Origin of the sequence: Bacteroides sp. OM05-10AA, from assembly GCF_003439055.1 — a bacterium.
Lineage (GTDB): Bacteria > Bacteroidota > Bacteroidia > Bacteroidales > Bacteroidaceae > Bacteroides > Bacteroides intestinigallinarum.
In genome coordinates, this window is record NZ_QSUR01000043.1 from 1 (window position 1) to 15,700 (window position 15,700).

The window sequence follows — 15,700 nt, forward strand, 5'->3', positions numbered from 1 at the left end:
CCTTTTTATTTTAATACACTATATAGAATCGCGGAGACGCTTACTTCCAAGCAAGGTGAAAAAGGCTGTGTAAGAGTGGCCCTTCACCCGTAAACGACTTATTTATAGGGAACCCGGAAGAAAGGTGAAGGGGGAATTGAAAATAAAAGATATGAGGGGATGTATCGCTTGTTTATAATGGCTGACTTTTGAATCTTTTAGTTTAGTTATAGCTAATTTCTTCGATGAAATGGGGGAAAAAAAATCCTCCGCATCAAATGCAGAGGATTTCGTGATCGCGACAGGATTCAAACCTGTAACCGGCTGATCCGTAGTCAGCTACTCTATTCAGTTGAGCTACGCGACCGTTATTTTGTTTTAACGGGTGCAAAGATACGGACTTTTCCCGAATTAGCAAGCTTTTCACCGACTTTTTTTGTAGAAAATTATTCTATGAACCGATAATTGAATAGTTGTAAACCTATACTTAGTCCGACATTCCACTCCCTTTTCGGTGAGCTATAATGATTTACATATGCAGAGATATCTCCAAAAGGCAATTGACATACAACAGAAATTTCTCCTAAATATTCAAACTTGGAGAAAGCTTTTCCGTAATATGCTTTATTCAACGAGTTTTTTTCGATTGGATAAATAGGCATAAAACCATAAAATTCTCCTCGAAGATGGAACATCTGGCTTAAACGGTAAATAGGCCGAATGCCGGCTCCGACAAATTGATTGGCACGAAAGGCTTCGTTGTAAGTCAATTTGCTATGTAATGTAGGAGAAAACTCTCCAGCTTGCATCATTGTGGCCGTATAGTTCTCAGAGAAGTTTTTGGAGGCATACAGGGCTTTCAAATACCATCCTAAAACCCAATGTTCACTCATATTATGATATTTCTCTTTCATATAAGATAATTGCAGCCAGGAGTGATGATCTTTGTTGTTACTGGTCGTACTTCCTTCGCCCGGATAGAATCGTTCTTTTCCAACGAAAATCTGGGCTACAAGGGCTTCTCTGTATCCACGTGTAGGATATTGTTTGGAATTAAGAGTACTTCCATTAAAACTAATTGATCCACCAAATAAATCATAGCGGCTTTTATCAAATTTGTCATTTCCGAAGTCAATGACACTTTTTTGAAAATATTTATCCTCTATTCTTGCAATTCCTACTCCAAACTCTGCTCGCTTGCTCGAAAGGAAAGGTAATCCAACCTGTAATTTCAAGAAACGTTCGTCTTTCTGGTTAAAGGCCGGTTTGTTATTTCGCGAAAAAAGTTTGTCCTTTTTAAAATAGTCGAAAGTACTGATCGAACCTATAAGACGATACGAGGTAGGAATGGCAGTGGCAAAGTCTATTTTTGCCATAAATTGCACGTTGTTATATACCTTTCCAAGTTGCCCGTCAAGAATAAACTCTTTGGCATAGTAGTTTAAGTCCTGATAACTAAGTCCCAGGTAGATCTGATTCGAATTGGAGGTGGATATGTTACCTCCCAGCCGTACAGCAAAGTTGTTTTCCAGTTTGACTTTTAAATGCAGATCATAGGTGTCATCTTCCGGATTATAAATTGCATGCGGTATGATTTCTGAAATCATTTTATCTGATAGCAATCGAAAATAACCTTGCTTTAAATCTTCATAGGTGAATTCTTTGTTATCTGACTTATGAAATTCTTTCTTCATATATGCCTGTTGTTGTGGATTAGCTCCATCAATGATGATATTTTTAAAACGTAGTTCCGGGAAATTACTACGGTATACCATTCTCCTTAAACGAATATTGTCCAGATTCACACGCCGATGGATACGGCTTTTGATAGAATCCATCATGCTGATGGTTCGATTATATCCTATATCATGTAATTCGTCGATGCGTTGAAAATCCATCAGGTTGACGTTGTCATATTTGAACGTCATTAAAATCCCCATAGAGTCCGGAATAGAATAGTCGGTTTTCTGCATCACCATATTCTCAATTTGACTCATGAGGTCATTTTCCTTGGGTTTAGTGGGATTGGTGGATACAACGCTTCCTATAATGACATCCGGATGAAAATCATCTCTCATGACGTCCGTGGGAAAGTTATTATAGATACCTCCATCGTAGGCCAGTACATTGTCTATTTCAATGGGTTTAAACATGAAAGGAAAGCTCATGGAAGCTCTGACGGCATCTCCTAAATCTCCTTCCTTCATGACTAACTGTTTTTTATTGTACACATCGGACGCAATGCAACGGAAAGGAACAAAAAGTTTATCAAAATCTCCCTTACAAGCGGCCGTAGCACGTGCATATAGGTCAACAAACACGAGATTCATTTGAATCGGGTTGACAACACTGGTAGGCAGGAATTGAGGTTTTAAACTCTTCAGTGAATCTTTGAATGAAAAACGAATATTGAAAAATTCGGGAGTGGGAAGATTCTTTTTGAAATGATATACGTATTTCTCTTCCACTTCTCCGGAATACCATCGTTTAAAGTCCTCCGATTTGAGTAGTTCTACCATGTCATCAGGAGAGTATCCCATGGCATACAAGGAGCCGATAATGGCTCCCATGGAAGTACCAGCAATGTAGTCAATAGGGATGTTGTTTTCTTCCAATGCGCGAATGATGCCGATGTGCGTCATTCCTTTGGCGCCACCACCGCTTAATACAAGTCCTACTTTTTGGGCATGGATAGCCGGGATAATCAGCCATAAAGTAATGAACACTAAAAAAATCTTTCTCATAACCCAAATCAAACAATTGAATTTTTTGTCTATTAAGTGTTCAAATATATACAATACTTTTCAATTAATCGATATTTTGCCGATCGTTTTAAATTGAAAAAGAGCATTACAACGTGTATTTAACGTTGAATGCTCTTTCTTGAAGTATGTGTAATGTTTAAAGGGGCGATATTAAATCAGCTCAATGCTACGTTTTACGAAGTTATTCAAAGCTTCACCTCTTAACATATTGTTTTGAAGTAAGGCCAGATCGATAAGCTGGCGGATAACTTTGTTATTGCTTGCATAGCCGATAAAGATAGCTTCTTTCTTGCTTTTCAGATCATCCCACTTCTTGTCGAGATCGTTTAATTCATCTTTTTCAGCTGTTGGGATGTCTTCTTCCTTTTTATCCTTCTGTTTGTCTTTCAACTCATTACGTTGTTTGTTGACGTTATCCATTTCGGAGAGTATCGGAGCTACTTCTGCTTGACAGGCATTCTCTTCTTCATTCAATACTTGTTTTATCAACTTGTGGTCTGAATTCAGGATCAGATTGAACATGTCAGGCATTTCGCCGTAGAAGCTCATTCCGGCTTGAATATTTGCCATTTCTTTCATACGACGCATATATTCGCTTTGAGTAATCATGACCGGAGCCGAATTTTCTCCCAACGCTTGCGTCATCACATTGAATTCAACCTTATCCATTTTAGGCAATTGGCTCTTGAAGGCTGTTGTGATTGCATCTTGTTTGTTGGCTTCCAGAGTTTCACCTTTCTTGTCTTCTTTTACAATCAGATTGTCAACAACATCACTGTCTACACGCGTGAAACGGGATTTCTCAAGCTTTTGCTCCAACATACTTACCATAGCTACATCTAACTGGCCATCCATGAGCAAGACATTGTAACCTTTATTGGTTGCAGCTTCAATATAGCTGTATTGTTCGTCCTTGTTATTTGCATACAGATAGATTAGATTTCCATCTTTGTCTGTCTGGTTATCTTTAATAAGGGTCTGATATTCCTCGAATGTGTAATGTTTGTCATTTGTATCGGTGAAAAGGGCGAATTTTTGCGCTTTATCATAGAAATCCTCTTGTGTGAGCATTCCATAATTGATAAATATTTTCAAGTCGTTCCACTTTTCTTCAAACTGCTTACGATCATTCTTGAATATAGACTGCAAACGGTCGGAAACTTTCTTGGTGATATAAGTTGAAATCTTCTTCACGTTTGAGTCGCTTTGCAAGTATGAACGGGAAACGTTCAACGGAATATCCGGAGAATCTATTACTCCATGTAACAAAGTCAGGAAGTCCGGCACAATGCCTTCAACAGAGTCTGTTACATATACTTGATTGCAATATAACTGAATCTTGTTCTTATTTAATTCAATATTGCTCTTTACCTTCGGGAAGTAGAGGATACCAGTCAGATGGAATGGATAATCCACATTCAGGTGAATCCAGAAGAGTGGTTCATCAGACATCGGATATAGCTTGCTATAGAATGATTTGTAATCTTCATCCGAAAGTTCGCTAGGCTTGCGTGTCCACAAAGGAGTGGTATCATTGATTATATTATCTTCAGCCGTTTCTACCTGTTTGCCATCTTTCCATTCTTTCTTTTTTCCAAATGCAATAGGAACAGGAAGGAAGCTGCAATATTTCTTCAGAAGTTCGGAGATACGTGCTTCTTCGAGGAATTCTTTGCAGTCGTCATCAATGTATAAGATGATATCTGATCCACGGTCGGCTTTTTCTATTTCTTCAATAGTGAATTCAGGGCTGCCATCACAAGTCCATTTTACGGCTTTTGCATCGTCTCTGTATGATTTAGTGATAATCTCCACTTTCTTTGCAACCATAAAGGCAGAGTAGAAGCCAAGTCCGAAATGTCCGATAATGGCATTTGCATCGTTTTTATACTTCTCTAGGAAGTCATTAGCTCCGGAGAAAGCTATTTGATTGATGTACTTCTCTATTTCTTCTGCAGTCAAACCGATACCACGGTCAGAAATGGTAATAGTATCTTTGCCTAATTCAACGTGAACAGTTAAGTCACCCAGTTCACCTTTGAATTCGCCAATAGAAGCAAGCGTATTCAGCTTCTGAGTGGCATCTACCGCATTGGATACTAACTCGCGCAGAAAAATCTCATGGTCACTGTACAAAAACTTTTTAATGATAGGGAAAATGTTTTCTGTTGTAACCCCAATATTACCTTTTTGCATAATACGTATATTTTTTTAGTTTATCTATTGATTAATTTTAATTGATATTTGTCCATATAGAGACAAAAAAAATGCCAGACCCGAAGGTCTGACATTATGGCATATTAAATTATTTTCTTATTCAGGAAATAACTCTATTCCGGAGAAACAACTTTCATCTCCAATTCGCCTTTTTCTTCATTAAGGGTTACTTGAATAGTATCTCCCTCTTTTAAAGACGAGGAAATGATGAGCTCGGATAAACCATCCTCCAGATAGGTTTGAATTGCGCGCTTCAAAGGACGGGCGCCATATTGTACGTCATATCCCTTGCTAGCGATGAATTCTTTCGCCTTATCTTCAATAACAAGCTTGTAACCAATAGATTCTATTCTATCGTACAATCCTTTTAGCTCTATATCTATAATCTTTGTTATCGCTTCCAGAGAAAGTTGATCAAACGTGATAATCTCATCTACACGATTGATGAATTCAGGCGCGAATGATTTATTTAGAGCTTTTTGTATTACACTTCGCGAGAATTCTTTATCATCCAGGCGGCTTTGTGTCGCAAAACCAACACCACGTCCAAATTCTTTCAGCTGGCGGGTTCCGATATTGGAAGTCATGATAATAACGGTATTTTTGAAATCTACCATTCTGCCATAACTGTCAGTCAGACGACCCTCATCCATTACCTGAAGCAGGATATTGAATACATCCGGATGTGCTTTTTCTATTTCATCAAGCAATACAATAGAGTATGGTTTACGGCGCACTTTTTCTGTCAGCTGGCCACCTTCTTCATATCCTACGTATCCCGGAGGTGCTCCAACCAAGCGTGAAACAGTGAACTTTTCCATATATTCACTCATATCGATACGAATCAGTGCATCGGCAGAACCGAACATATACTTGGCCAACTCTTTTGCTAAGTGAGTTTTACCAACTCCTGTCGGACCTAAGAACATAAACGTGCCAATGGGCTTATTAGGATCTTTGAGTCCTACACGGCTTCGCAAAATAGCTTTGACCAGCTTTTCTATCGCTGTGTCTTGTGCGATGACTTTAGCTTGCAAATCTTCTTTCATACCTGCTAGCTTGATGCCTTCGGCCTGTGCCATTCGCTGTACTGGAATGCCTGACATCATTGAGATAACATTGGCAATTTCTTCTGCATCAACAGTTTGCCTGTTTTCTTTTAGATTGGCTTCCCATTCTTTTTTCATCTCATCCAATTGGATAGAAAGTTCTTTCTCCTTATCACGGAAGCTGGCTGCAAGTTCAAAATTCTGCGATTTTACGGCTTCATTTTTCTTGTTTTTAGCTTCTTCGATCAGCTTTTCCTGTTCTTCTATCTCTTTGGGTACATTGACATTAGTAAGATGTACACGTGAGCCGGCTTCATCTAAAGCATCAATGGCTTTATCAGGGAAATTACGATCTGTGATATAGCGGTCTGTCAGCTTGACACATGCTTCCAATGCTTCATCCGTATAATACACATTGTGATGATCTTCATACTTATCCTTGATATTACGCAAAATCTGCAGAGTTTCGGCAGCAGTAGTCGGTTCTACGATTACTTTTTGGAAACGACGTTCCAATGCGCCATCTTTCTCAATATTCTTACGATATTCATCAAGAGTGGTGGCACCGATACATTGTATTTCTCCTCTTGCCAATGCTGGCTTTAGCATATTGGCGGCATCCATAGAGCCTGCTGCAGAGCCTGCGCCTACAATCGTGTGAATTTCATCAATGAATAATATAACATTCGGATTCTTCTGCAATTCATTGAGAATGGAACGGATACGTTCTTCAAATTGTCCACGGTACTTTGTTCCTGCCACAACAGCAGTCATGTCAAGAGCAACGACTCGTTTATCAAACAGGATACGCGAAACCTTTTTCTGAATGATTCTCAATGCAAGACCTTCAACAATCGCTGATTTTCCTACACCGGGTTCACCAATCAGAATTGGGTTATTCTTTTTGCGTCGACTTAATATCTGCGCTAAACGTTCGATTTCTCTTTCTCTGCCCACAACAGGATCCAACCGTCCTTCTTCTGCCGCTTTTGTCATGTCAGTACCGAAATTGTCAAGTACCGGCGTATCATTAGACGGCTTCTTGGAAGCGGTTTGTGCCTGTTGGCGTTCATCCGAGCCACCTCTGCCGGAACGAGGAGAAGACATTTCTTCGTCATCCTCATCGTCTTCCGAAAAGCCCATGCCGGAATTGATATCCGGCTGCAATGTAGCTTGCTCCAGTACTTTCACGTAGTTTATATCGTTTGCTTCAAGTACGGAAGCCGCCATATTGTTTTTTTCTCTTAAAATAGCCAATAATACATGTTCTGTATCAGCGATGTTACTTTTCATTCCACGAGCTTCTAAAATACACATTTTTAATATCTTTGCCGCATCATTAGATAACGGTACCTCTGCATCAGGCAATAACATATCATCAGCTTCTGCCTTCAGCTGAGCTTCAATCTGTTGCTTTATAGCAGTCAGATTGGTGTTGAGTTTAGACAATATCTCGATAGCTTTTCCTTCACCGTCACGGAGTATTCCCAGAAGCAGGTGTTCGGGACCTATATACCTACTTCTCAACCGATTCGCTTCTTCCTTACTATAGACGATAATGTCGGAAACTCTTTGTGAGAATTGATTATTCATACTTTTTTCCTTTTCTTCTAAGGGTTATTCACTGGCAAATATACGCATTTAATCAAGTTTGTATTGCAATATTTGCTTTATTTCTTATATCTACAAATGGCGTGCCATAAAAACAGTGTATTTGTATTATATATATAAGGTATAACAAATAACAGGCTCTTTTTTACCGATGTTATTTATCTTTCCATATTATATTTATCGTTTTTATCTTTTTATTTTCGTATTTTAAAGTTTGGCGGGTTATCGTCCCGGTCATGATAAAACTTTCTTTCTAAAAACTTTCGTATATCGGGGAAAAGTAGTACTTTAGCGTGGTTTTTCACAAACCGTAGAATGTATAATTAATAATCATTTTAAATGCTTGAACAAGACAGAATTATAAAGATTAACATCGAGGAGGAAATGAAGTCATCGTACATTGACTACTCCATGTCGGTCATCGTTTCGCGTGCCCTTCCGGATGTTAGAGATGGATTTAAGCCTGTTCACCGTAGAATTTTATACGGAATGATGGAATTAGGCAATACTTCAGACAAACCTTATAAAAAGTCTGCGAGAATCGTGGGTGAGGTACTTGGTAAGTATCATCCTCATGGGGATTCTTCTGTTTATTTTGCAATGGTACGTATGGCGCAGGAATGGGCAATGCGTTATCCTTTGGTAGATGGACAGGGAAACTTTGGTTCTGTGGATGGTGATAGCCCTGCTGCTATGCGTTATACAGAAGCTCGTCTCAATAAGTTGGGTGAAGCAATGATGGATGACCTGTATAAGGAAACCGTTGATTTTGAGCCTAACTTTGATAATACGCTGGTGGAACCTAAGGTGATGCCGACGCGTATCCCGAACCTTCTGGTGAACGGAGCATCCGGTATTGCTGTTGGTATGGCTACCAATATGCCTCCTCATAATCTTTCAGAAGTGATTGAAGCATGTGATGCATATATTGATAATCCGGAAATTACGGTAGAGGAACTGATGGAATTTGTTAAAGCACCGGATTTTCCTACTGGCGGATATATATATGGTGTGAGTGGTGTACGCGAAGCATATTTGACAGGTCGCGGACGTGTAATTATGCGTGCGAAAGCTGAAATTGAAAGCGGACAAACACATGACAAGATCGTAATAACAGAGATTCCTTATAATGTAAATAAGGCCGAACTGATTAAATATATTGCTGATCTTGTAAATGATAAGAAGATAGAAGGTATCTCAAATGCCAACGATGAGTCTGACCGTGATGGTATGCGTATTGTTATTGACATAAAACGTGATGCAAATGCAAGTGTAGTGTTGAATAAACTCTATAAAATGACAGCTTTGCAGACCTCTTTTGGCGTTAACAATGTGGCTTTGGTTCATGGACGTCCAAAAACGTTGAATCTAAGAGATTTAATTAAATATTTCATTGAGCATAGACACGAAGTTGTTATTCGTCGTACTCAGTTCGATCTTCGTAAGGCGAAAGAGCGTGCGCACATTCTTGAAGGTTTGATTATTGCTTCAGATAATATTGATGAAGTAATTCGTATCATTCGTGCTGCAAAAACTCCGAATGACGCAATAACAGGCTTGATTGAGCGATTTAACCTGACAGAAATTCAGGCTCGTGCAATTGTAGAAATGCGTTTGCGTCAGTTAACCGGTCTGATGCAGGATCAGCTTCATGCGGAATACGAAGAAATAATGAAGCAGATAGCTTATTTGGAAAGTATTCTGGCTGATGATGAAGTATGTCGTCGGGTAATGAAAGAGGAATTGTTAGAAGTCAAAGCGAAATATGGAGATGTACGTCGCTCTGAAATTGTTTATTCTTCAGAAGAATTTAATCCGGAAGACTTCTATGCAGATGATCAGATGATTATTACAATTTCTCATATGGGTTATATTAAACGTACACCGTTGACCGAATTCCGTGCACAAAATCGTGGTGGAGTAGGTTCGAAAGGTACGGAAACCCGTGATGAAGACTTTGTAGAGCATATTTATCCTGCTACCATGCACAATACCATGATGTTCTTTACACAAAAGGGTAAGTGTTATTGGCTGAAAGTATATGAAATACCTGAAGGAACGAAGAATTCTAAGGGCCGTGCTATTCAGAACTTGTTGAATATTGATTCGGATGATAATGTAACTGCATACTTGCGTGTGAAGAGTTTAGAGGATTCCGAGTTCATCAATAGCCACTATGTATTATTCTGTACTAAGAAAGGTGTAATAAAGAAGACATTGCTTGAACAGTATTCTCGTCCTCGTCAGAATGGTGTAAATGCTATAACTATCCGCGAAGATGATAGCGTAATTGAAGTTCGTATGACGAATGGAAATAATGAAATCATCATTGCAAACCGCAATGGTCGTGCAATTCGTTTCCATGAGGCAGCAGTTCGTGTAATGGGACGTACAGCAACAGGTGTACGTGGTATTACGTTGGATAATGATGGTCAGGATGAAGTAGTAGGAATGATTTGTATCAAAGATTTGGAGATAGAATCTGTAATGGTAGTTTCCGAACAAGGATATGGTAAACGTTCTGAAATTGAAGACTATCGTAAAACGAACCGTGGAGGTAAGGGTGTGAAGACCATGAATATTACCGAAAAAACAGGTAAGTTGGTAACAATCAAGTCGGTAACCGATGAAAATGACTTGATGATTATCAATAAGTCTGGTATCACTATTCGTTTGAAGGTAGCGGATGTTCGTATAATGGGCCGTGCTACTCAAGGCGTTCGTCTGATAAATCTTGAAAAACGTAACGACCAGATTGGTTCGGTATGTAAGGTTATGACAGAAAGTCTTGAAGATGAAATTCCGGCAGAAGAGGCAGAGGGTACAATCGTGAGTGATCCGAATGCTGATGCTCCTGATATTGATGATGCAGCGGACGTAAATGAAAACGAAAGCAATAACGAAATTGAGGAATAGACATAATATTAATAATTAATCAAACAACAATCATGAAAAGAGTATTATTTTCTATGGTTTTATTGATGGCTGTTAGCTTCTCATTCGCTCAGATGAAGAATGTGAAAGAAGCAAAGAGTATGGCTAATGACGTAAAACCTAATTTTAAGCAGGCTGAACAGCTTATTAAGGAGGCTATGAAGAATCCTGAAACGAAGGATCTTGCTGACACATGGGACGTTGCTGGATTTATTCAGAGACGTATCAACGAGGAGCAAATGAAAAATGCTTTTTTGAAGAAACCGTATGATACATTGAAAGTATACAATAGTATTCTGAAAATGTATGAGTACTATAATAAGTGTGATGAATTGGCGGAAATACCTAATGAAAAGGGAAAAGTTAAAAACAAATATCGGAAGGCTAATGCTTCCAGTATGTTGGCTGAACGTCCTAATTTGATTAATGGTGGTATTCAGTATTTCAACCTGGACAAGAATAAAGAAGCTTTGAAGTTCTTTGCAACCTATGTGGAGTCAGCTTCTTATCCAATGTTAGCTGATAAAGAATTGGCTAAAAACGATACTCTTCTTCCGCAAATTGCTTATTACGCAACATTAGCAGCTGATAGAGTAGGTGATAAAGATGCAATCATTAAATATGCTCCTGCAGCTTTATCTGATAAAGATGGTGGTAAATTTGCTATGCAGTTGATGGCTGATGCTTACAAGGCTAAAGGTGATACTGCTGCATGGATTAAGTCTTTGGAAGAGGGTATTCTTAAGTTCCCTGGAAATGATTATTTCTTCGCTAATTTGGTTGATTATTATAATAGCTCTAATCAAGCTTCTAAAGCTATGGAGTTTGCTGATAGAATGTTAGCTAATGATCCGAATAACAAGTTGTATTTGTATGTAAAAGCATATCTTTATCATAATATGAAAGAATATGATAATGCAATCGAATACTACAAAAAAGCGATTGCTGCTGATCCGGAATATGCAGAAGCATACTCTAATGTAGGTTTGGTATATTTGATGAAAGCACAGGATTATGCTGATAAAGCAACAACAGATATCAATGATCCTAAGTATGCTGAAGCACAAGCTGTGGTTAAGAAATTCTACGAAGAAGCTAAACCATTCTATGAAAAAGCCAGAGCTTTAAAACCCGATCAACAGGATTTATGGTTGCAAGGTCTTTACAGAGTTTACTATAACTTGAATATGGGACCTGAATTCGAAGAAATCGATAAGATGATGAAGTAAGATCGTTTTCTGAAAAAATATAAGAAGACTACTATTTCTAGTAGCCTTCTTTTTTTTATTCAATTATTTGATATGGACTTGAGTGGAACAGGTAAATTTCTTCATTTAAATAAAAATAGAAAAAGGAGTAAGGTTATTATATTACCCCTTTTCTATTAAACATAATATTAATTATTCCCTTCTTTGCAGTGCGATATTTAAAGACTGTTTAAGTCATTGGTTTAATTTTTTAATTTATCTGTTTAATATGAAAATTCGTGAACGAAAAAACATGAAGGTTGAGTTTGAACGTCCTCGTGATTTTGATTTTACTGTGAATCGTGTGTTTGCTCGTGTTATTGATGGTAAACGTCAAACTGTCCTTGTGCCTGCTGGTTCCTTCTCGCTATTTGGTATTTCTATACTTGAAGCTCGTGCTATTTGCAAAAAAATATCTTGCACTTCTCATTATATTTGTACTTCTCATTTAATTGATTAATTATGCCTAAAGAACAACCTGAATACTTACTTAAAGTAACTATTGATGTGCTTTTTCGTGCTAGTCAGGAACAAATTACCTCCTTTCAACTTGGTGAATTTGATACTATCCGTAAGGCTGAAAAATTGCGTGATACTTTGTCATGTTATAACCCTGATAAACTATTTCTTGCTAAATATGAGCAAATTACTAACCCTAAATATCAAATAATAAAATGAAACTTACAAATGAACAAATTAAAGCTATTATTATTGCTGTTTGTACGCTTATTACGACTGTTTCGGCAATAATCCTTTCTACTGCTTGTACTCTTTCGTTATCTGTTAGTAAGAATAATACTAATAGTTCTCAAAAAACGGAGCAAACTACTACCTCATCTGTCGATTCAACTCATATCAATATTAACCCCAAAAACTTCTAACAATGGCTGATAATATTTTTGATGCTACCCTTGACGTCGATAATGACGTAAAAGTAAATAACTTTGACTGGTCTCATGCTAATAACCTGACTACTCAAATTGGACGTATTACTCCTATCTTCTGTGACCTTGTGCCTGCTAAGACTTCTTTTCGTGTAAACCCTCGTTTTGGTCTCCAGTTTATGCCTATGGTATTCCCTATTCAGACACGTATGAAAGCCCGTATTTCATTCTACCGCTATCCTTTGCGTGCCCTTTGGAAAGACTATAAGGATTTTATTGGTAACTTCCGTGAAGGTCTTGAAGAGCCGTATATTAATTTCAATACTAATGCTAAGTTGAAAGCTATGGCTTCTACAGGTTCTCTTGGTGATTATCTTGGACTTCCTACTACTCTTGTTGGTAAATTTGGTGGTTCTGAAACTGAACAAGGTTCTCCTGACCCTATTCAATTCCAAATGCAATCACAGTATTATACTAAAGATATTTCTGATAATCGTGGTATTTTTGCAGGTACTCGTGGCGTTTATGATGCTGTTTCTTATGAAGCTAATAAAACTTACGGTTTGCAGGTTGATAATGTTATTGGTAATGAGTTAAATTTGAGTTATCCTGCCTCAAATACTGTTACTGCTAATACATTGATTCCTGTTGGTACTTGTTTTAAGGCTAATTGTGAAATACAAGGTAATTCAACGGTAAATGATTATTTTGAGTTTCGTTTTCCTGATTGCTCTCTCCCTAATGGTTGGTCTACTTATTTGTCTCAATTAATGCAGATATTTGTTGTTCGTGGTGCTGATGAGAGTAAGGCTTATAATCTGTTAACTTCTTTTGAATATGATTCTGAAAGTTTGGTTTTGAAGGTTCGTGGTCAACTTTCGCAAACTTTTCTTGATTCTGCTGTTGCTGGTGAAACATTATATTGTTATCTCGCCTATAATCCTTTTGTTTCTATTCAGAAATGGTTACAGTATAACGGTTCTATTGATAAATGGGATTGTACATTTATTGATTCTCTTCCTAACGATTTGAGTGCTCCAATCCCTGCTGGTGCTGGTAGTACTACTACCGCTTGGACTTGGACGGCTCCCGTATTTGCTTCTGTTACTTCTAGTTGCTATCTTTTGCGTGATCCTGAATTGTCCCGTGATTTGTCTTTGGATACTTGTCCGTGGTATAATTCTTCTCATACTAATAAGGATAAGCAACAAAAAATCCTTGCTTATGGTTTCCGTGCTTATGAAGGTATTTATAATGCTTTTATGCGTGATAATCGTAATAATCCGTACTATCTGAATGGTCAAGTTCAGTATAATAAATGGATTCCTAATGATGAAGGTGGTGCTGATAATGAATTATATGAACTTCACTATGCTAATTGGGAAAAAGATTTCCTTACTACTGCTGTTCAATCTCCCCAGCAAGGTAATGCACCGCTTGTAGGTATTACTACTTATACTCAAACTGTTGACAATGGTGACGGTACACGTACCGAACTTATTAAAACTGCCCTTGTCGATGAAGACGGTAAAAAGTATGGTCTTTCATTTAAATCTTCTGATGAAGGTCTTGAAGGTGTTGAATATGTAGAACTTGATAACGGCACAGCCGTTCGCCAGGCACGTTCTCTTTATGATCTTGCTACCTCTGGTATCTCTATTCCTGACTTGCGTATGGTAAATTGTTATCAAAAGTTCCTTGAACTCAATATGCGTAAAGGTTATAGTTATAAAGATATTGTTGAAGGTCGTTTTGCTGTTAAGGTTCGTTATGCTGATTTACTTCTCCCTGAATTTTTTGGAGGTGTTTCCCGTGATATTGATGTAAATTCAGTTACTCAAACTGTTGACCAAAACGCTGCATCCGGTTCCGGTGATTATGCTACTGCTCTTGGTTCACAGTCTGGTCTTGCAGGTGTTCGTGGTGAAGCTAATGCTAATATTGAGTGTTTCTGTGATGAAGAATCTATTATTATGGGTATTCTTGTTGTTACTCCCCTACCCGTTTATACTCAACTTCTGCCAAAGCACTTTACTTATCGTGGTTTGATGGAACATTATCAGCCTGAATTTAACTTGATTGGCTTCCAGCCTATTAAATATAATGAGGTATGTCCTATTCAGGCTTATAATGATAATCCTGATTCTCTTACTGAAACATTCGGCTATAACCGTCCTTGGTATGAATACGCTCAAAAATATGATGTTGCGCATGGTTTATTCCGTACTAATTTGTCTAACTTTTTGATGCATCGTGTATTTGACCAAAAACCTGCGCTTGCAAAATCATTCCTTTTGGTTGACCCTGAACAGGTTACTGATGTGTTTGCTGTTACTGAAACTACGGATAAAATCTACGGTCAGATATGGTTAGATTGTACGTGTAAATTGCCTATTGCCCGTGTTGCTATTCCTCGGTTAGATTAACGCGCGCGCGCTTCGTGTGTGCGAATAACTGTCCTCTCTTAGTTTCAGACCCGGTTACTCTGCGATGGGGGGTCCCCTCTGGGGGGAGCTGTCCGGCTCCTTGGGGGGTCCCCTTTTAGGGGGTGCTCCGGTTAGTTTAACCTAAACCCTTAAAGGCGGAAGCCGTCTATGAAAAAATCAATGCAAATTTTCCCGCCGGAGGCAACTTGGATGCAACGTCACGTTGCCGCCGTCTGCGTAGGACAAAAAATAACTTTTAATTTTACTATTATGGCTAAACGTATTTTAAAGGCTCAAATAAAGCCGTGTACTTGTAAGTTACAGACTGGTGTTGATTATGAAATTACTAAACCTAATTTGGCGTTAACACCTCAAAATATTAAAGAATTGACTGATAGAGGAATTGCCGTTAATCTTCCGAATGAAAAGCAATTTCTTGAAGGTGATGCTATTTCTACTGCTAAATCTTGGGACGTTGAACCCGTGTTCAAACGTTCCGCTGATATGTGTGAACTTTGGGAACTTGAACAAGTTACTAAAAACAAAGTTCTTAAAGCTCACAAAGTTGATAAACGTAAATTCGGTTAG

9 protein-coding genes and 1 tRNA gene are annotated in these 15,700 nt (G+C 38.2%); 6 read left to right on the plus strand and 4 right to left on the minus strand.

Going from position 1 to position 15,700, the window contains the following annotated elements; translation table 11 throughout:
- Positions 1-272 precede the first annotated feature (272 nt).
- From DXB58_RS23710 to DXB58_RS23725, 4 genes are all read right to left on the minus strand, one after another.
- Positions 273-346 (minus strand) — tRNA-Arg (locus DXB58_RS23710).
- Positions 347-425: 79 nt separating this feature from the next.
- Entirely contained in the window at positions 426-2,723 is a 2,298-nt protein-coding gene (locus tag DXB58_RS23715; protein WP_004295962.1) for a patatin-like phospholipase family protein, read from the minus strand.
- 171 nt (positions 2,724-2,894) lie between these two features.
- Positions 2,895-4,940, minus strand: a complete 2,046-nt coding sequence (gene htpG, locus DXB58_RS23720) for a molecular chaperone HtpG (protein ID WP_004306065.1) — start codon at positions 4,938-4,940, stop codon at positions 2,895-2,897.
- A 134-nt stretch (positions 4,941-5,074) separates the two neighbouring features.
- Positions 5,075-7,603 (minus strand): ATP-dependent Clp protease ATP-binding subunit, encoded by a 2,529-nt coding sequence (locus DXB58_RS23725; RefSeq protein WP_122138454.1) that lies wholly within the window; start codon positions 7,601-7,603, stop codon positions 5,075-5,077.
- Positions 7,604-7,960: 357 nt separating this feature from the next.
- Here DXB58_RS23725 and gyrA point away from each other — a divergent pair, with 357 nt between their 5' ends.
- From gyrA to DXB58_RS23755, 6 genes are all read left to right on the plus strand, one after another.
- Positions 7,961-10,537, plus strand: coding sequence for a DNA gyrase subunit A (gyrA, locus tag DXB58_RS23730; RefSeq protein ID WP_122138455.1), 2,577 nt, complete (start codon positions 7,961-7,963; stop codon positions 10,535-10,537).
- 32 nt (positions 10,538-10,569) lie between these two features.
- A complete protein-coding gene (locus tag DXB58_RS23735; protein ID WP_008999638.1) occupies positions 10,570-11,784 on the plus strand; it encodes a lipopolysaccharide assembly protein LapB in 1,215 nt (404 codons plus the stop codon).
- A 247-nt stretch (positions 11,785-12,031) separates the two neighbouring features.
- Positions 12,032-12,262 (plus strand): hypothetical protein, encoded by a 231-nt coding sequence (locus tag DXB58_RS23740; RefSeq protein ID WP_147338747.1) that lies wholly within the window; start codon positions 12,032-12,034, stop codon positions 12,260-12,262.
- 2 nt (positions 12,263-12,264) lie between these two features.
- The gene (locus DXB58_RS23745) at positions 12,265-12,480 is read left to right on the plus strand and encodes a hypothetical protein (RefSeq protein WP_122138457.1); all 216 of its coding nucleotides are present in this window, start codon (positions 12,265-12,267) and stop codon (positions 12,478-12,480) included.
- Between the two features lie 205 nt (positions 12,481-12,685).
- Positions 12,686-15,112, plus strand: coding sequence for a major capsid protein (locus DXB58_RS23750; RefSeq protein WP_122138458.1), 2,427 nt, complete (start codon positions 12,686-12,688; stop codon positions 15,110-15,112).
- Between the two features lie 168 nt (positions 15,113-15,280).
- Positions 15,281-15,700: a hypothetical protein gene (locus tag DXB58_RS23755; protein ID WP_147338748.1), complete on the plus strand. Its 420-nt coding sequence runs from the start codon at positions 15,281-15,283 to the stop codon at positions 15,698-15,700.